The organism is Kordia sp. (assembly GCF_022447245.1).
Lineage (GTDB): Bacteria > Bacteroidota > Bacteroidia > Flavobacteriales > Flavobacteriaceae > Kordia.
In genome coordinates this window covers 101,778-118,788 of record NZ_JAKVBC010000012.1, presented here as the reverse complement: position 1 = coordinate 118,788, position 17,011 = coordinate 101,778, and the positions used below count along the sequence as shown (strand labels likewise).

Annotated in this window: 19 protein-coding genes, 1 tRNA gene and 1 pseudogene; 9 read left to right on the top strand and 12 right to left on the bottom strand. The window is 34.0% G+C overall.

Annotated features, from left to right (window positions below; genetic code table 11):
* Window positions 1–58 precede the first annotated feature (58 nt).
* The 6 genes from MK119_RS10425 to gpmI are packed head-to-tail and all read right to left on the bottom strand — an operon-like array spanning window position 59 to window position 4,608.
* Entirely contained in the window at window positions 59–823 is a 765-nt protein-coding gene (locus MK119_RS10425) for a class I SAM-dependent methyltransferase (protein ID WP_290678053.1), read from the bottom strand.
* A gap of 23 nt (window positions 824–846) precedes the next feature.
* Entirely contained in the window at window positions 847–1,242 is a 396-nt protein-coding gene (locus tag MK119_RS10420; RefSeq protein WP_290678050.1) for a hypothetical protein, read from the bottom strand.
* 21 nt (window positions 1,243–1,263) lie between these two features.
* On the bottom strand, window positions 1,264–2,070 hold the full coding sequence (map, locus tag MK119_RS10415; RefSeq protein WP_290678046.1) for a type I methionyl aminopeptidase: 807 nt from the start codon (window positions 2,068–2,070) through the stop codon (window positions 1,264–1,266).
* Window positions 2,067–2,477: a BT0820 family HAD-type phosphatase gene (locus MK119_RS10410; protein ID WP_290678043.1), complete on the bottom strand. Its 411-nt coding sequence runs from the start codon at window positions 2,475–2,477 to the stop codon at window positions 2,067–2,069. Before MK119_RS10410 ends, map begins: the two co-directional genes overlap by 4 nt.
* A 44-nt stretch (window positions 2,478–2,521) precedes the next feature.
* Complete coding sequence (locus MK119_RS10405) at window positions 2,522–3,091, bottom strand: thioredoxin family protein (RefSeq protein WP_290678040.1); 570 nt, start codon at window positions 3,089–3,091, stop codon at window positions 2,522–2,524.
* The gene (gene gpmI / locus MK119_RS10400) at window positions 3,091–4,608 is read right to left on the bottom strand and encodes a 2,3-bisphosphoglycerate-independent phosphoglycerate mutase (RefSeq protein WP_290678037.1); all 1,518 of its coding nucleotides are present in this window, start codon (window positions 4,606–4,608) and stop codon (window positions 3,091–3,093) included. The genes MK119_RS10405 and gpmI overlap by 1 nt, the downstream gene beginning before the upstream one ends.
* A 346-nt stretch (window positions 4,609–4,954) precedes the next feature.
* On the opposite strand from gpmI, the gene MK119_RS10395 reads away from it, so the two are divergent.
* A complete protein-coding gene (locus tag MK119_RS10395; RefSeq protein ID WP_290678034.1) occupies window positions 4,955–5,347 on the top strand; it encodes an ankyrin repeat domain-containing protein in 393 nt (130 codons plus the stop codon).
* A gap of 69 nt (window positions 5,348–5,416) precedes the next feature.
* Here MK119_RS10395 and MK119_RS10390 read toward each other — a convergent pair whose 3' ends face one another.
* The 5 genes and pseudogenes from MK119_RS10390 to MK119_RS10370 all read right to left on the bottom strand — a co-directional run bounded on the left by MK119_RS10390 (window position 5,417) and on the right by MK119_RS10370 (window position 8,859).
* Window positions 5,417–5,590 carry a hypothetical protein gene (locus tag MK119_RS10390; protein ID WP_290678031.1) on the bottom strand — a complete coding sequence of 58 codons (174 nt, stop codon included), beginning with the start codon at window positions 5,588–5,590 and terminating at the stop codon, window positions 5,417–5,419.
* Between the two features lie 243 nt (window positions 5,591–5,833).
* Window positions 5,834–6,592 (bottom strand): annotated as a pseudogene (locus MK119_RS10385) (M48 family metalloprotease).
* 38 nt (window positions 6,593–6,630) lie between these two features.
* Window positions 6,631–7,344 (bottom strand): M15 family metallopeptidase, encoded by a 714-nt coding sequence (locus MK119_RS10380; protein ID WP_290678028.1) that lies wholly within the window; start codon window positions 7,342–7,344, stop codon window positions 6,631–6,633.
* Between the two features lie 10 nt (window positions 7,345–7,354).
* The gene (locus MK119_RS10375) at window positions 7,355–8,323 is read right to left on the bottom strand and encodes a hypothetical protein (RefSeq protein WP_290678025.1); all 969 of its coding nucleotides are present in this window, start codon (window positions 8,321–8,323) and stop codon (window positions 7,355–7,357) included.
* Window positions 8,324–8,409: 86 nt separating this feature from the next.
* Complete coding sequence (locus MK119_RS10370; RefSeq protein ID WP_290678022.1) at window positions 8,410–8,859, bottom strand: GNAT family N-acetyltransferase; 450 nt, start codon at window positions 8,857–8,859, stop codon at window positions 8,410–8,412.
* Window positions 8,860–8,951: 92 nt separating this feature from the next.
* Between MK119_RS10370 and MK119_RS10365 the strand changes: the two genes are divergently transcribed.
* Both MK119_RS10365 and MK119_RS10360 read left to right on the top strand, forming a co-directional pair.
* The gene (locus tag MK119_RS10365; RefSeq protein ID WP_290678019.1) at window positions 8,952–9,377 is read left to right on the top strand and encodes a GNAT family N-acetyltransferase; all 426 of its coding nucleotides are present in this window, start codon (window positions 8,952–8,954) and stop codon (window positions 9,375–9,377) included.
* A gap of 51 nt (window positions 9,378–9,428) precedes the next feature.
* A tRNA-Gly gene (locus MK119_RS10360) sits at window positions 9,429–9,501 on the top strand.
* Window positions 9,502–9,649: 148 nt separating this feature from the next.
* Here the strand turns inward: MK119_RS10360 and pepE are convergent.
* Entirely contained in the window at window positions 9,650–10,354 is a 705-nt protein-coding gene (gene pepE, locus MK119_RS10355; RefSeq protein WP_290678017.1) for a dipeptidase PepE, read from the bottom strand.
* A 245-nt stretch (window positions 10,355–10,599) separates the two neighbouring features.
* Between pepE and MK119_RS10350 the strand changes: the two genes are divergently transcribed.
* The 6 genes from MK119_RS10350 to MK119_RS10325 all read left to right on the top strand — a co-directional run bounded on the left by MK119_RS10350 (window position 10,600) and on the right by MK119_RS10325 (window position 16,772).
* Entirely contained in the window at window positions 10,600–11,364 is a 765-nt protein-coding gene (locus tag MK119_RS10350; protein ID WP_290678014.1) for a carboxypeptidase-like regulatory domain-containing protein, read from the top strand.
* Between the two features lie 81 nt (window positions 11,365–11,445).
* Window positions 11,446–11,946 carry a DUF6702 family protein gene (locus tag MK119_RS10345; RefSeq protein WP_290678011.1) on the top strand — a complete coding sequence of 167 codons (501 nt, stop codon included), beginning with the start codon at window positions 11,446–11,448 and terminating at the stop codon, window positions 11,944–11,946.
* A 64-nt stretch (window positions 11,947–12,010) separates the two neighbouring features.
* Window positions 12,011–14,284: a M1 family metallopeptidase gene (locus MK119_RS10340; RefSeq protein WP_290678008.1), complete on the top strand. Its 2,274-nt coding sequence runs from the start codon at window positions 12,011–12,013 to the stop codon at window positions 14,282–14,284.
* A gap of 100 nt (window positions 14,285–14,384) precedes the next feature.
* Window positions 14,385–14,657 (top strand): twin-arginine translocase TatA/TatE family subunit, encoded by a 273-nt coding sequence (locus MK119_RS10335; RefSeq protein WP_290678006.1) that lies wholly within the window; start codon window positions 14,385–14,387, stop codon window positions 14,655–14,657.
* Window positions 14,657–15,211 (top strand): phosphatase PAP2 family protein, encoded by a 555-nt coding sequence (locus MK119_RS10330; RefSeq protein ID WP_290678003.1) that lies wholly within the window; start codon window positions 14,657–14,659, stop codon window positions 15,209–15,211. The genes MK119_RS10335 and MK119_RS10330 overlap by 1 nt, the downstream gene beginning before the upstream one ends.
* 46 nt (window positions 15,212–15,257) lie before the next feature.
* Window positions 15,258–16,772 carry a S8 family serine peptidase gene (locus MK119_RS10325; RefSeq protein WP_290677999.1) on the top strand — a complete coding sequence of 505 codons (1,515 nt, stop codon included), beginning with the start codon at window positions 15,258–15,260 and terminating at the stop codon, window positions 16,770–16,772.
* Window positions 16,773–17,011: the final 239 nt, after the last annotated feature.

The following is a 17,011-nucleotide window of genomic DNA, read 5'->3' as shown; positions in this document are numbered from 1 at the left end:
AGCAATTTGTGTAAAGTATTATGAAAAAACCAAAACCAAAGATCTAAAACCTAAAAGTTTACTTAAAACAAACAGGAATAATTTCTCCTTTCATTAAGCAATACTTTTGTATTTCTTCTTGCGTAAAGTTTTTAGTGTAGTCTTCTTCTTTTACCGTAAAACCTATACTTCGAAGTTTATCAAAATAATCACGACCGTATACGCGTACATGATCGTACTGACCAAAAATCTTTGTACGTTCTTTCGGATCTGTAATAGAGTCGTCTTCAAACGTGACTTCCCGTTTTAAATCTTGCGGAATTTGTAAAATTGCCATTCCGCTGGGTTTCAATACACGATACAATTCTTGCATCGCTTTCGTATCATCAGGAATATGCTCTAATACATGATTGCACAAGATGGTATCAAACGAATTGTCTTCAAAAGGCAAGTCGCAAATATCAGCTTTCACATCTGCTAAAGGAGACAGCAAATCAGTCGTTGTATAGTCTAAGTTCTTTTGGTTTCTAAAACGCTTGTAAAAAGCTTGTTCTGGTGCAAAATGCAATACCTTTTGTGGTTTTGTGAAGAAATCGGTTTCATTCTGTAAATACAACCACAACAATCGGTGACGTTCTAAAGAAAGTGTGCTTGGCGACAAGGCATTTTCACGATTTAAGGCATAGCCATATGATAAAAAACTTCGAAAACTTTTTCCGTCAATCGGATCAGTAAACTTTTTTCCTCTTAAAAATAACGCAATAATTGGACGAACCCAATAACTCATTTTTATCAAAAGAGGTCTAGGGATAGTGTTTAGTATATATTTAAAGAGCTTTTTCAAGAGTAAAAATTATTCAATTTTAATCATAAATCCTTTCCGGAATTTTCCATTTTATGAAGTTTTGCTGTAAAATAAATAGTATCTCCTTTTCTGGCTGTGTACGTTACTTCAATACCTTCATATTTACGAAGTATTTCTTCATTAGGATCTTCTCCCTCTTTTTTAGGATAAGGAAGCATCAAATAAGAACAATTGTTAAGCCATTTTAAACGAGAACTTCGTTCAGAGCCATTTCCTATATATTCTCTTTGAAAATTTTCAGTACGTACAATTTTGGAAGAAAACGGAATATTATCGTCGCTTTGTTTTGTAAATACACCAGTTTGTACATCAGAACAATTTACTTTCTCTTCATTTTGTGCATTCACAGAAAAAGAAATCAAGATAATAAAGATGCAATTAAGCAGTAAATTGTTCAAAATAGTAGTATTTGTGTAAGTTTATGCTTGTCTAAATTCGTCTTCTTCGTTACTTTCAATGCCTAAAGCTTCGTATACATATTTAAACGTAGAAAGTAGTTCTGGTTTTCCATTTACTAAAGCAACATCGTGTTCAAAATGCGCACTTGGTTTTCCATCTTTGGTCAAAACAGTCCAGCCATCACGTAAAAATTTAATTTCTTTTACGCCCATATTGATCATCGGTTCTATGGCAACTACCATTCCTTCAATGAATTTCTTTCCACGCCCACGACGTCCATAATTTGGCATATTTGGATCTTCATGCATCTTTCTTCCTAATCCATGTCCAACCAAGTCACGTACAACGCCATATCCATGTGCTTCGCAATGTTTTTGAATGGCATATCCAACATCGCCTACACGATTTCCTGCTTTGAACTCACGAATACCAACATATAGCGATTCTTTGGTTACTTGTAATAACTTTTCTACTTCAGGATCAATTTCTCCAACAGCAAAAGTATATGCATGATCACCATAAAATTCATTTTTAATAGCGCCACAATCTATTGAAATAATATCGCCTTCTTCTAATGGATTATTATTAGGAATTCCGTGTACCACTTGTGCGTTTGGACTCATGCAAAGTGTGTTAGGGAAATTGTACAATCCTAAAAAGCCAGGAATGGCTCCATGATCGCGGATGAATTCTTCTGCTAATTTATCTAAATATAAAGTTGTTACACCAGGTTTTACTTCACTGGCTAACATTCCTAAAGTTTTGGAAACTATCAATGCACTCTCGCGCATTAATTCAATTTCTTCTCTTGTTTTTGGTATGATCATTTCTTTAGAAAGGAAAATAATCCTTTTTTCTTTTTTTGTGTTATATCTGGCGTTTGATTAGTAAGTAGTTGGTATATTTCTCCCCAACCTATAAATCCGCCAATATTTCTATCGTCAATAAAATAGTCCGCATTAATCTTTCTGCTTACTTTTCCTTCAAAAACTTCTTCTGGATAACTATTATTTACAGCGTAAAAAATGATGTCATTATCTTTGCAAAATGCTACAGCTTCGTCCAATTTCTTTCCGCTTCTGTACGTCCATAAAATCAAACGATGTCCATCTTGTTCTAGTCTCTTTAACGTTTCAAACGCAAAGATTTTCGGAGAACCAATTTTAGGGTATGCATCTTCTACAATAGTGCCATCAAAATCTACTGCAATCAGTAAGCTTTCTTTCACAATCATTCCACTTCCTATTTTGTGCCTGCAAAGCTACAAAGAATTACGCTTTATTCAGCATAGATATGTTTATAGTCTTCACCAGATAAAATACTTAGCATATCTTTTTCTAAAGAAGTCACTGGTGATTCTACAATTCTGTTAATTTCTTTTCCGTCTTTATAAAAAATAAAAGTAGGAACGTTGGTAATATCAAAACCGTCTTCTAAATGATTAGGAGTCATTTTATCTCTATCAACTGTAATCAATTCTACTTTCTGTTCGTTGATTTTCAATACATCTAAAATTCGGTAGAAATGTGGTACTTCTCGTTGACTATCTTCACACCAAGTTCCCATAAATACTTTAATATTAACGTCAGCTAATAAGGGCTGAACTTTTGCACCAGTTTCTTTATCAACTGGATAAGTAGAATAGGTTGGGCCAAACCAGCTATCGTAAGGCGCTGATGAAATTGCTTTTCTTGTTTGAACGCCTGTTAAAATTGGAAGTTCTTTTTCTTCTTCATTAATAACTTCTTTGCTTACAGTAACTTCTTTTTTTTCTGTTTCGTTCGTTTTTTTCTCGTCTTTACAAGCAAAAAAGGCAAGGACAAGCATTGTATAAAGTATCTTTTTCATTAAATAAGTGATTTTTGAGTCATTAATACTGGTTGTGGAATTCCAATCATTTTTAAGATAGTTGGTGCAATATCACCTAAAACACCATCTTTAATTTCTTTAATGTCTTCATCCACTAAAATAATAGGAACTGGATTGGTTGTATGTGCCGTGTTTGGACTTCCGTCAGGATTGATCATCGTATCGCAATTTCCATGATCGGCAATGACAATGGTACTGTAATCGTGTTTTTGTGCCGTTTCAATAATTGCTTTGGCGCATTCGTCCACCACTTCACAGGCTTTTACGGCTGCTTCAAAATCTCCTGTATGTCCAACCATATCTGGATTGGCAAAATTTAAGCATATAAAATCAGTGGTTGCTTTTTCTAATTCAGGGATGATCTTATCGCGAATATCGTATGCGCTCATTTCAGGTTTTAAATCGTAAGTGGCCACTTTTGGAGATGGGCATAACAAGCGTTCTTCTCCTTCAAAAGGTGTTTCTTGTCCTCCATTGAAAAAAAACGTTACATGCGGATATTTTTCTGTTTCTGCGATACGAATTTGTTTCTTACCGTGTTTTGCTAATACTTCTCCTAGTGTATCTTTTATATTTTCTTTGTTGAATACAACCTGAATTCCTTCAAAAGAAGCATCATAATTTGTCATGGTTACATAATAGAGAGGAAGCTTTTTTATTCCAACTTCAGGAAAATCTCTTTGCGATAAGGCTTCTGTCAATTGACGACCACGATCTGTTCTAAAGTTAAAAAAGATCACAACATCATCTGCCTGAATCTTCGCAATAGGATTATTAGCTGCATCTGTCATGACAATCGGCTTGATGAACTCGTCTGTAACATCCGCGTCATAACTATCTTGAATACTTTGTGTTGCATTGATGCTATGTGTTCCTTTTCCATGAACTAAAGCGTCGTACGCTAATTGTACACGTTCCCAACGCTTGTCTCGATCCATAGCATAATAACGACCTGTAACAGTTGCTAACTTGGCATTTGCTTTTTGAGAGAACGCTTCAGTTTGTGCAATAAAATTTTTTCCAGATTTTGGATCAACATCTCTACCATCGGTAAACGCATGTACGAATACCTTCTTTAAGGTGTACGTGTTTGCCAAATCGACCAAGCCTTCTAAATGATTGATATGTGAATGAACACCGCCATCCGAAACCAATCCTAAAAAATGAACGGCTTTATCATTGTCTTTTGCATGTTGTAAAGCATTTTTTAAAACCACTTCATCTTTAAGTGTATCATTTTGAATGGCTAAGTTGATTTTAGCTAAATCTTGATATACAATACGTCCTGCGCCTAAATTCATATGTCCAACTTCGCTATTTCCCATTTGACCTTCTGGCAAACCGACATTCATTCCGTCAGTAAGTAAGTTGGCGTTTGGATACTTTGTATATAGGCTATTGATAAACGGAACATTTGCGTTTGCAATGGCAGAAACTTTAGGGTCTGGTGACTTACCCCATCCATCTAAAATCATTAAAATGACTTTCTTATTCATGCGAGATAATTTTAATAAAAAAATAAAAATAAGTGTATTTGATTACATAACACAACACAAATTCAAAAAACGCGACTTTTTTACAAAGGTTTATCAAATTCGCAGAAAAAGGGTGTTTTTTCTGTAGAAGCATCAAAAAATAGCTATTAAAGAATTCTTAAGAATATCAATATGAAATCTTAAGTCGCTTTTTATTTTTAAGATCGTTTTAACAGATTTGATAGTGAATGGTTAAGAAAGTGTTATAATTGAAATTTTGTTTCAACAATTTCTTCAGGCTGTCGTCTCTTTAGCGTAATCAAATTACAAAAATCAACAATCATCAATTAGAAAAACAACAAACATTATGAGAAAAACAATCTTTATGATCGCTCTTATAGTAGGAGCTTCATTCACTACGGCTAACGCAACAGAGACTAACAACGAATCAGTAACTACAAACAAAGTTACAGTAACAAGCATTACAAAAGTTAATCCTTTTTGTATTGCAATTGCAAAAGGAGACTTTGATACAGTTAAAAAAATGATTCAGTTTGGAGAAAATGTAAATAAAACATCTAACGGAAAAACGCCATTAATGTATGCAGCTCGTTATAACAGAGTTGACATCATTAATCTGTTATTGGAAAATGGTGCAAAAGTAGATGTCAAAGATAATGATGGACGTACTGCAGTAGATTATGCGAAAATTTCGAAAGCATTACAAGCCAGAAAAGTTTTAGAGAACGCTTCAAAATAAATCGATTAGTTCTTGTACTTAGAAAGCCGTTTCTTCACAGAAACGGCTTTTGTTATTATAGGCAGAATGCTAATCCTGATCTGGCCATTTTTGACAATGATTGGCTCCATAACATCTTGTGATATTAATGGTTTCAATAGGACATTGAATTGTAAACATAGGTCTGCCACCTTTAACGGCAGATTGATTTAAGATACTAACTTGCTTTTTGTTTAAACGTAATTGGTTTGTCTTTTTTTTCATGATTGTTTTTATTAAAAAGTTAATAAACAGGAATACAAAGAGAAAAAGAAAAGAGTTAGTACTGTTTTACTGTCATTTGTGGTAATGTTGTTTGGGTATTAGGTGTTGGGTTTTGGGGAGCATATGAAAAATACAGTCAGTATGTTGAACTTTAAATTCAAAGACTATAGTTTTTTAATACTTAGATAAGCTTATGTAGAAGGAATAAGTTTTTAGGTCTAAAATCAAACACCAAAGATCCAATTACCTGTAAGAAACAATCACTTCTTTGATTTTCTGAATTCGGTTTTCAGGATCAGGATGTGTACTTTCAAACTCAGGAACTCTATTAGGTCCAGCAGCAGCTTTTAAGATTTGCATCACTTCAATCATGGCTTCTGGGTTATAACCAGCATACATCATCAGTTCTACACCAAGTTTATCACTTTCAAGCTCGTCGTTACGACCATTTTTTAACAATTTTTGCTGTCCTATGCTACCGACCATATTTCACATGTCAGCACCAACAGAAGCTCCAGTAGTTACCGTTTGCCAAAAATCAGATTCCGCAATACGTTCCGCGGAATGTCTCCCCAAAACATGTCCAATTTCATGCCCAAGTACACCTGCCAATTGCGAATCATTCAATTTGCTATACAATGCATTGGTGATAAAAATTTGTCCGCCAGGTAAGGCAAATGCATTAATGGATCTATTATCTGCGAGCAAGTGAAACTCAAAGCGGTAACCAGATTCTTTTGCCATGCTCATATCTACAAGTTTTTTTCCTATCATATCTACACGAGCTTGTGCACCAGGATCAGGATACAATCCACCATACTGATGTGCCATTGCGTCTCGGTTTTGAAAGCCCAAAGCAATTTCTTCATCGGTAGTCATGCCAATGGTTTGAGAGCGTCCTGTGTATTGATTGGTTTCACGATTAGCGTATTTCTTCAAAAAGGCAAATACCACAATAGCAAGTCCGATCAGCAATCTAATTTTTACATTATTTCCTCTCATGATGTATTCAATATGATGTTTTATAAAAGTATAAAACCTTAGGATAAAAGTTCTGGATTGATATCGAGAATATTTTCTTTAATGTACGAATTGATAAACTCTTCGCTGAAATGCTCACTTCCCATCAACTTTTCTTTTTGCAGCATTTCTTTAATGTTTAGTTTTCGATACTCTTTTAACATAGGAATTGAGATCGGCGCATAAGTATAATGCCAAGGTTCGTATTTGAAACCTTTACGATGTGCATGATCAGTATATACAATATAAAAACCAAACGAATTGGCATGTTCTTCTAACCATTCGCGAAGTTTGCAAAATGGACCATCGCCATGAAACTTTTTTGGAACTAATACATCACCGCTATAGCTTGCATTTTTATCAATAATATCAATATCAGTTGCCCAATGATGTCTGGACGTTCCGGGAATGGTAGAATAGGTGATAATTTTTTTAATCGCTTGAATAGGAGATAAGCCTTGTTTGGTAAAGCGTTTGTATTTACGTTCCCAAATTCTATTTTGATGTGCATATGTACGATAGCTTGATACTACATAAATGTCAAAGCCATCTTTTGCAGCAGCGGCGCACATTTTTACAAAAGCATCATACGCTTCTTTTCGTAAAGAAAATCCTTTTCCATACACGGTTGGCTTTCCTTTACCAATGAGTTCTAAAGCATTGGTTTGCTTCTTACTGAATGCCATGCTTGTAAAACTGTGCAAAGCAACAGCTCCAAGCCCTAGTAGCTTCATGAAGTTTTTTCTATTCAAGCTTAAGTGATTTTAATAATTTATCAAACGAAAGATAGTAAATTTTTGAAGTTCCATTGCTACCTTCATTAATTACTTCTTTTAATTTTTTCATGGACATGTTTTGATGCATCGGTTGTATAGTACTTTTTTCACTTGTGAAGAAAAAATACTGCTTATCAAAACTCACAAACGGACAATAGTCAATTTGATTAGAATTTATTAATTTTCCTAAATGAATTGCTTCTTTCCAGACATCATTTTGGCGAAAGCTGATGTACAAATCGCCACGACCTAAACTACCTTTTCTACCATACGAACCAAAAATAATAAAAGATTCATCTGGACTTACATAAGCATTGTATTCATAAGTTTTAGTATTGACTCCAGCACCTAAACTTACAGGAGTTTGATATGTTCCGTTTTTAAGCTCACTTTTATAAATATCTTCCTTTCCTTTGGCATCAGAGCGTTCTGCGGTAAAATAAATAGTTCCATTATTTGCAACAGAAGGATAATATTCATTTTTATCTGTATTGATCGTTTCTGGTAAACGTATTGGGTTTTTCCACTCACCATTTTCTTTAGTTACCACCCATAAATCATAATCTTTCTTAGGAGTTTTTTTGTTTCCAATAGGTCGTTTAGAAGCAAAAAATAATTGCTTTCCATCGGGAGAAAAAGCAGGCTCAATATCGTGATAGGTTCCAGAAAAAGAAGCTATTGTAAAAGCAGACCATTTTCCATTTATTTTTTTTGATGTCAGAATAGTTCTGAAAGCATTTTTTGGTGCATCCAGTGTGAAGAAAATTTCATCATTCGTTGGTGAAATTGCCATATCACGTACATTGATGTTTTTAAATTCAGGCAACTGCAAAAAAACTTTGGGTGTTGCTACCTCTTTTTCAAAAGTAAAATTTGGCTGTTTTTGAGCAAACAATTGTGTATTCGTCAGTACGAATAAGAAAATAATTTTTTTCATAGGGAATGCCATTCTGATTGATGATTGAAGGCAAAAAATACTCTTTTTACCTTTGGAGCAGCGTTAAAAAGTCGTTAATCTTCTTTTTACAGCGTTTTAATCATCACAAAATGAAGTCCTATTTTAGGAATGGTAAAAGGTTTGCCATGTTTTCGATAGCCTAATTTTTCATAAAAACGAACTGCAATTTCTCGGGCATTCATCCAGATAAAAGTTCCGCCGCGAGCCAAAATCATTTCTTCTGCTTTTTTAACCAAAGCATCACCAATACCACGTTTTTGAAAAGTAGACAAGACAGCCATTCCTCGTAATTGAAAAGCAGTTTCAATGTTTAGTGTTGCGTGCGAATTTTTCATTAAAGTCACAACACCTGTCAATTGTTCACCTATATAATAGCCTAAGTGAAATGTGGTAGGCAAGTCATCACCTTGAAAATGACAAGATTCTATTGGTTTTCCAGTTCGCAACACAGGATGACGAACTTCAAAAGCAGTTTTTGCGGTAATTTCTTTAATCGTAAAATGTGGAGTTTCCATAATCACAAAATTTAGCTTATTCTTCAAAAGTATAACTAATTTGGGAGTTGCTTTTCACTGAAATAAATTATTTTTGGATAAAAAGTCACAGCATGCAAATTACGTTTAAATTACTCCCCAAGGAAGAAGCTCATATCATTTTGCCATATCTTGATGTTATGAACAGTCAAAAAGTTCCAACGGACTTGTTGAAAGCACGATTTGAAGAAATGTTATCTCAAAACTATGATGCGTTTGGAATTTATGATGAAAATGAGTTAATAGGCTGTTTTGGTTTATGGAATATGACACGTCATTATTGCGGGAAAAGTTTAGAGCCCGATCATGTATACATTGAAGATACATATAGGAGCAAAGGAATAGGAGCGCAATTATTTGCTTGGATCGAAGCTTACGGTAAAGAAAAAGGAGTTACTGCTATAGAATTGAATACCTACGTGGAAAATTTTCCGTCACATAAGTTCTATTATAATCAGGGATTTATAGCTAGAGGGTATCATTTTTTGAAAAAAATCTAAAAAAACATTTGGAAATAAAAATCTAAATTCTCTATATTTGCATCCGCTAATGCGAGAGTAGCTCAGTTGGTAGAGCGTCAGCCTTCCAAGCTGAATGTCGCCGGTTCGAACCCGGTCTCTCGCTCATCGAAAAGCCGATTCAGTCCGAATTGGCTTTTTTTATGTTACAACTTTTTTAGTTTGATTGTTATGATAGCTTCTAATGATCAACGTAAACAGAGAGTTCAAAAAGAAAACGGCTGTTTAAAAGATATTAAACAGCCGTTTTTGTATTACACAAATTGAACTCCCGAGCCTGTGGGAAGCTCATAAGATGTTTTACCTTGTTCAAAAATGCGAGCGCTGTGTGGACCTTCTAAGATTATTTGATCACCTTTGACACGAAGCCAGCTTCCTTCACGAATTCCTACTACAGGAAGTGTGTTGAATTTATGAAACTCTTTGATGCGAGTTTCGCGAGTTTCTCCCATGTGTGTACTGCCTTCAATAGGATCTAAATAATGCGGATTTATATTGAAAGGAATCACACCTAAAGTCTTAAAACTCGGTGGATATATAATCGGCATATCATTTGTTGTTTGCATGGTAAGTCCGCAAATATTGCTTCCAGCACTTGTCCCTAAATACGGAGTTCCATCAATAATAGCATCTCGTAACGGTTGCATTACTTCATGTTTGTATAATTGAGAAACCAATAAAAACGTATTTCCGCCACCTGTAAAAATTCCTTCAGCATCAGCTATTGCTTTTACAGGATTTTCAAACTCATGAATACCACGTGCTTTTTTTCCTATTGCTTCAAAAGCTTTCGCAGCGGCATTGGTATATTCTTCATGAGTGATTCCTCCGGGACGTGCATAGGGAATAAATAAAATTTCTTCCGTATCTTTATAAAAGGAAGTCAGTTCGTCAAGAATATAAGCTAAATAACCGCTTCCATGAACTGTAGAGGTACTAGCAACAATGATGTTTTTCATCTGTTTATTTTTTTTAAATTAATTCTGTCAGATGGAATTAGCCAATAATCATATCAATTAGTATCAACAAATTGTAATGGCTCATTTCATAAGCTGTAAACTAAAATTTACAGTGAATTGTAAAAGTAATGATTAAAAGGTTTTAACAAAAGTTTAATGTCTATTGACATTATTTTAAGGACAAAAATCTAGTTCTTTATAACCTAAATAAAACAACACTATTATAACCAACAATACCTATGTATATGAAACTAAAATTACTCCTATTTTCTCTCTTCATTTCTACTCTTATGCTTGCGCAAGATTCGGAACGTATAATCTTACGCGGAGCTGTTATTTACAGAGATGTAAAAGTTGTTGGTGTCAATATTGTAAATAATACAACGAGTAAGGGAGCGACTACCAATCAAAAAGGAGAGTTTGAAATTGCCGTTAAAAAAGATGATATTTTAGTGTTTTCTTCAGTTCAATATAACATCAGGGAAATCGTAATTACAGATAAAATTATCAATAATAATCGCTTGGTTGTTGAGGTTAAAGAAAAAGTAGAAGCATTGGACGAAGTTGTAATTAGTCCAGAAAATGAAGAAAAGTTTTTAGACTTTCAGGAGGAACAAATTATAAAATATAAATACTATCAGTTTGCGGATGACCGTTATTCGGAAGTGAAAAATACAGCATTAGGACAAACTAATTTTCAAGGAGCAAACATTTTTGGATTGGTTGGAATGCTTGTGAATTCTATCTTTAAAGGAAATAAGAAAAAGAAAGAAAAAACAAAGCCAATTCATCTAAGAACAAGCTTTAATGAAATTCGCTACCGCTACAAAGATGAATTTTTTATAAGTAACTTAGGTATTCCAAAAGATAAAATTAGTCAATTCTTGTACTATTGCGATGATCAAATGCCGTCAGAAGATATTTTCTTAGATAAAAATGAATTCTTGATGATTGATTTTATGGTAAAACAAAGCAAAAATTATCTTGAATCTATCAAATCTAAAAATTAAAAAGATCTTACAGTCTAAAATCCTTTATTTGGAATGCTTTTTGGATATCTTTGTGACAGTACCTAAAATCCATATATGTTCATGAAAATTCGCAATATTTTTTTTTTATTTCTAGCAATTCCATTATTCGCATTTACAACCGTGCATAAGTTTTATGTAAGTGTAACTAATATTGAGCATAGCAAAACAGACAAAGCATTACAGATAACAACACGTATTTTTATCGATGATTTTCAACGTGTCCTCAATGAGCGTTATGATTTAAAAGAAGAATTAACTGCTGAAAAAGATCTACAAGTTGTAGAAGGAATGATGCAAAAATATCTAACTAAAAAGATTAAAATTTGGGTTAATGGAGAACAAAAAACATTTAACTTTTTAGGGAAAAAATACGAAGAAGATGTAACGGTGTGTTACTTTGAAATAGAAGGAGTTGATCAAGTGAAATCACTCGAAATTGAAAACGCAATTCTCTACGAAATAGAAGAAGATCAACAGAATTTGGTGCATGTAAAAATCAATAATACACGTAAAAGCTTATTATTAATCAAAGAAAACGATAAAGGTTTGTTAAATTTTTAACAAAAAATTTTTAAAATGGTTACATTTATGACCTAAAAAAACACAAACCTATTTTACAAGCCTAATGAAACGCATACATTTCTACATCCTAGCTTTCGTTTTTATGGGAGCTAATCTTGTTATTGCGCAAGAGAATAAAGAAGACAAGCCTAAGGGACATATTAACAACAATAAGTTTAGACAACTCTATCAAGAGTTTGCGACGCCAAATATGTACAGAACAGCTTCAGGAGCTCCAGGAAAAGCATATTATCAGCAACAAGCTGACTATGAAATGGAGATTGAACTGGATGATAAAAACCAAAAAATATATGGAGTTGAAACAATTACTTACACAAACAATTCTCCTGACGATTTAGAATACCTTTGGGTACAACTTGATCAAAATGTTCGAGCTAAAAATTCACCAGCAAAATTAAAAAATGGAGCCCGTATTCCGCGTTTACAAAGAACATCTACGTTTGTAGGTAGCTATGTAGCAGATCCTTTTGATGGAGGATTCAATATTGATTATGTCAAAAATGCCAAGGGAAAGCCAATGTCATTTACCATCAATCAAACAATGATGCGAATTGATTTACCAAAAGCATTAGAATCGGGTGATAAAGTTTCATTCTCAATCAAATGGTGGTATAACATCAACAATCACGTCAAAAAAAGAGGTCGTTCTGGTTATGAGTTTTTCGAAAAAGATGGAAACCGTGCTTATGTAATAGCACAATTTTTTCCGCGTATGGCGGTTTATAATGATGTTGAAGGTTGGCAAAACTATCAATTTTGGGGTAATGGTGAATTTGCATTGCCATTTGGGAACTATAAAGTAAGTATTACGGTTCCTGCAGATCATATCTTAGATGCAACAGGAAAGTTACAAAATAGAAAAAATGTATACTCTAAAGAAATGATGAAACGTTATCAGCGAGCATTAAACTCGTATGACGAACCAATAATCATTGTAACTCAAGAAGAAGCTGAAGCTGCTGAAAAAGATTTTTCAAATAAAAAGAAAACGTGGAAATTCTATGCTGAAAATGTAAGAGATTTTGCTTTTGCCACTTCACGTAAGTTTATTTGGGATATGCAAGCTGTAGATATCAACGGTAAAAAAGTGATGGCAGTTTCTATGTATCCTAAAGAAGGAAATCCACTTTGGGAAAAATACTCTACAAAAGCTGTTGTGAGTACGTTAAAAACGTTCTCAAATCATACATTCGATTATCCATATCACAAAGCAATTTCTGTACATGCTAAAAATCAAGGAATGGAATATCCTATGATTTGTTGGAATTATGGACGCCCAAGCGAAGACGGTAGTTATTCTGAACGTACAAAATTCGGAATGATCAGTGTAATTATACACGAAGTAGGGCACAACTTTTTTCCTATGATTGTAAACTCAGATGAGCGTCAATGGGGATGGATGGACGAAGGATTAGACACTTTTATGCAATACTTAGCAGAACAAGATTTTGCAAAAGCACATCCTGAATCGGTTGAATCAACAGGTGGAAAATATCCTTCACGAAGAGGAGAGCCTTCTAAAATAGTTCCATATATGAAAGGAGGACAAGATCGTTTGTCACCAATCATGTCAAATCCAGAAAATGTATATCAATTAGGTCCAAATGCTTACGGAAAGCCAGCTACAGGATTAAATATCTTGCGTGAAACTATTATGGGACATGAAGCTTTTGATCATGCATTTAAAACCTATGCACAACGTTGGAAATTTAAACATCCAACACCAGAAGATTTCTTCAGAACAATGGAAGATGCTTCAGGATATGACTTAGATTGGTTCTGGAGAGGTTGGTTCTATACAACAGACTTCGTAGACATCGGAATCGAAAGTGTAAAGAAATTCCAAGTAGGAACACGTAAAACAGGAAGAGGAAGTTTTGTATACTTTGTTCCAGAAGATGATGATCGCTACAAAAAAGAAAACGAAGGAAAATCAGTAGTGAAAAACGATGAAAACTTAAAAGAGTTTTTAATGGATAACTTTTCTGCAGAAGAAAGAGCCACTATGGGCGATCCAAAATATTTCTATGAAGTAGCTTTCAACAAACCAGGAGGTTTGGTAATGCCAATCATTGTAGAGTGTACGTATGAAGACGGATCTAAAGAAATGATGAAATATCCTGTGCAGATTTGGAGAAAGAATGATAATCGTGCTAAGGTAGTGATTGCCTCAGATAAGAAAATCCAAAACTTACAACTAGATCCAAAACTTGAAACTGCTGATATTGATACCTCAAACAATATGTGGCCAAACGAAGAAAGTCAGTCAGACTTTAACAAGTTCAAGGAAAAGAATACTATCAAACAGAAGAAATAACTGTCACAAGACATAAAAAGTAAAAAAAACCAGCTTCATAGCTGGTTTTTTTATATCATACTATTTACTTGATTATATTTGTATAATAATTGAACAAAATATGGCATTATTTATTAGTGGTGGAGAAATATTTGTAATCATGCTAATTGTGGTCATGGTATTTGGTGCAGATAAAATTCCTGAAATTGCAAGAGGTTTAGGAAAAGGAATGCGTCAATTAAAAGATGCAACCAACGAAATAAAGCATGAAATCCAAAAAAGTGCTGAAGATAACGGATTAGATACTGACATTGCAAGCGATGTTCAAAACGAAATAAACAAAGTAAAGGAAGATATCGAAGACATGTCAGGACCTATCAAAAGGCAATTTTAATGCTCGATAGTTTATTGACATACGATAAAGAACTACTCATTTACCTAAACAATTTAGGTGATATGAAATTTGAGACCTTTTGGCTTTTCACAACAAAATTCATCTATTGGATTCCGCTCATAATTTTCATATTCTATAAAATCCACAAGAAATTTACCAAAGAGCAAGCAAAATATATTATAGGTTGCGGTATTGTTATATTACTTTTTTCTTTACTCATTGTAGAAGCTGTTAAGATTGGCGTAGAACGTATGCGTCCGTGTAACGATCCTACGGTAGCACCATTTCTCAACATCATAATTCAACCGAAAAATTATAGTTTCTTTTCAGGACATGCCACTGTTTCTGTAGCCTTAACTATTTTTTTAGTCTTAACATTGCGACATGTATTCTCATGGATACGCTTGTTATATATCTGGCCAATTCTCTTCATATATAGCCGATTATATTTTGGTGTACACTACCCTTCAGATATCTTTACTGGAATTATAGTAGGAATTATTATTGGAGTTGCATTTCATCGAATTTGCAATGCATGCATAGTAAAATTGTGAATTTATTAATATATTGGTTGAAATTTTAACCAATCAATAATAAATTATGAAAAACCTTAACCTGAAGTTAGCCTTACTTATGGCTGCTTTCGGCGTGATTTCTTGTTCTGAAGATGTAAACACCCAAATCGTAGAAGAAGAAAGTAATGTTGTTTCTTTACAACGTACGCCACTTACTCCAACTCAAATTAATGCTAAAATCAATGAAACTGTTTCCAGTCGTGAACGATTTGAGTGGACTAAAATGGATGCACATACTATATGGAGTGCAACTACACATGGAGATCAAATCCTAACAATAGGATATGGAAATGATGAAAATGATTTTAACAAAGAGAACTCAAATGCTGATGGAATTAAAAACCGACTCATTCAACGCATTGCTGCATTAGAAGGAGATGGACAAAAGAAAACAAGCGATTTTTTAATTGATGAAGATAACAAACTAAACATCATTGATGTAAAAGTAGAAGATTTAGAAACCGTTACTGATTTATTGTCTCAAAAAGGAATTCGTTATATAGAACCAACAGGTTACCGATATTTAGACCATGAAGTAACCGCTAAATCTGGCGCTGGTTGCGGATACGATACAGAAACACTAAATTCAGCAGATTATACAACAGTTGCACCAGGAGCAAAAGTCCCTTGGACTTTTTATGAACACAACATTCCTTCTGCATGGAATTATAGTACAGGAGCAGGTGTTGGAATTGGTGTTATTGATACAGGTTTAACACCAAACAATTCTTTAATGAATGGAAGCTTTAATGATGGCTACTCCTCTGGAAGATATGTTCAAAAATATGGAACTTATGTAGATTCTTGGTGGCCTTGGTCATCCAATACTGATGGTCCAAATGATCGTTGTGGACATGGAACAAGTATGACAGCAGTAGCGACTGCGCCAAGAAATAACAACGGAATGCCAGTTGGAGTTGCATATAATGCAAATTTAATTAGTTATCGTGGAACAAAAAACGTACTTTTAGACGGTTATCATGAACAAAAAGGTGTAGCTAATGCGTTAAAAGCTTTAGGAAATAGAAGTGATGTAAAAGTAATTTCTATGTCTATTGGACACATTTTTTCTGTAGGTAGAATCAAGGATGCGGTACGATATGCAAATAATCGGGGAAAATTAATCTTCGCAGCTGGTGGAACTTCAACAAGTTTCACTAACTTTGTAGGTGTAATATTTCCAGCATGGATGGATGAAACAGTTGCTGTAACAGGAGTAACTGATGCAAATTACTATGAAGAATGCGATATTTGTCACAAAGGAAACGAAATTGACTTTACAATAGTAATGCAGCGTGATGGTAACGGAAGTAGAACAACGCCAGTATTAAGTTACTATAATAACCAAACTGACTATGTTGGAGGTTCATCAGTAGCAACGGCAACAACAGCAGGAATTGCGGCTCTAGTATGGTCAAGACATCCTGGCTGGTCAAAAACACAGGTATTAAACAGATTGAAACAATCTGGAGATTTCTATCCAAACAAAAACTCACAGTACGGATATGGAAATATAGACGCATTGCAGGCAGTTCAATAGAACAGTTGGCATATTTAGTTTAGTAAATAGGGAGAAACTCTCGTCGTAATGGCGAGAGTTTTTTTTGGTCTACACTGAACTGTAGTATAACTTTTTTTGATGTAATTGTTTTAAAATAAACATTATATGCAGTTTTTGTTACGTTTTGACCTTACTTTTAGTACAAAAAAAACCGTGTCACTTGCCAAAAAAAACATCTAATTTAGAAAGCCATAAAATAGCCCTACAAATTAACCATA

Bases quoted from the DNA above. Each gene is read 5' to 3' on its own strand.
- MK119_RS10345 (WP_290678011.1), top strand. From the start codon at position 11,446: ATGAAAATTCGCAATATTTTTTTTTTATTTCTAGCAATTCCATTATTC.
- map (WP_290678046.1), bottom strand. From the start codon at position 2,070: ATGATCATACCAAAAACAAGAGAAGAAATTGAATTAATGCGCGAGAGT.
- MK119_RS10370 (WP_290678022.1), bottom strand. From the start codon at position 8,859: ATGGAAACTCCACATTTTACGATTAAAGAAATTACCGCAAAAACTGCT.
- pepE (WP_290678017.1), bottom strand. From the start codon at position 10,354: ATGAAAAACATCATTGTTGCTAGTACCTCTACAGTTCATGGAAGCGGT.
- MK119_RS10330 (WP_290678003.1), top strand. From the start codon at position 14,657: ATGCTCGATAGTTTATTGACATACGATAAAGAACTACTCATTTACCTA.
- MK119_RS10390 (WP_290678031.1), bottom strand. From the start codon at position 5,590: ATGAAAAAAAAGACAAACCAATTACGTTTAAACAAAAAGCAAGTTAGT.
- MK119_RS10350 (WP_290678014.1), top strand. From the start codon at position 10,600: ATGAAACTAAAATTACTCCTATTTTCTCTCTTCATTTCTACTCTTATG.
- MK119_RS10405 (WP_290678040.1), bottom strand. From the start codon at position 3,091: ATGAAAAAGATACTTTATACAATGCTTGTCCTTGCCTTTTTTGCTTGT.
- MK119_RS10375 (WP_290678025.1), bottom strand. From the start codon at position 8,323: ATGAAAAAAATTATTTTCTTATTCGTACTGACGAATACACAATTGTTT.
- MK119_RS10325 (WP_290677999.1), top strand. From the start codon at position 15,258: ATGAAAAACCTTAACCTGAAGTTAGCCTTACTTATGGCTGCTTTCGGC.
- MK119_RS10335 (WP_290678006.1), top strand. From the start codon at position 14,385: ATGGCATTATTTATTAGTGGTGGAGAAATATTTGTAATCATGCTAATT.
- MK119_RS10340 (WP_290678008.1), top strand. From the start codon at position 12,011: ATGAAACGCATACATTTCTACATCCTAGCTTTCGTTTTTATGGGAGCT.
- gpmI (WP_290678037.1), bottom strand. From the start codon at position 4,608: ATGAATAAGAAAGTCATTTTAATGATTTTAGATGGATGGGGTAAGTCA.
- MK119_RS10365 (WP_290678019.1), top strand. From the start codon at position 8,952: ATGCAAATTACGTTTAAATTACTCCCCAAGGAAGAAGCTCATATCATT.
- MK119_RS10410 (WP_290678043.1), bottom strand. From the start codon at position 2,477: ATGATTGTGAAAGAAAGCTTACTGATTGCAGTAGATTTTGATGGCACT.
- MK119_RS10395 (WP_290678034.1), top strand. From the start codon at position 4,955: ATGAGAAAAACAATCTTTATGATCGCTCTTATAGTAGGAGCTTCATTC.
- MK119_RS10380 (WP_290678028.1), bottom strand. From the start codon at position 7,344: ATGAAGCTACTAGGGCTTGGAGCTGTTGCTTTGCACAGTTTTACAAGC.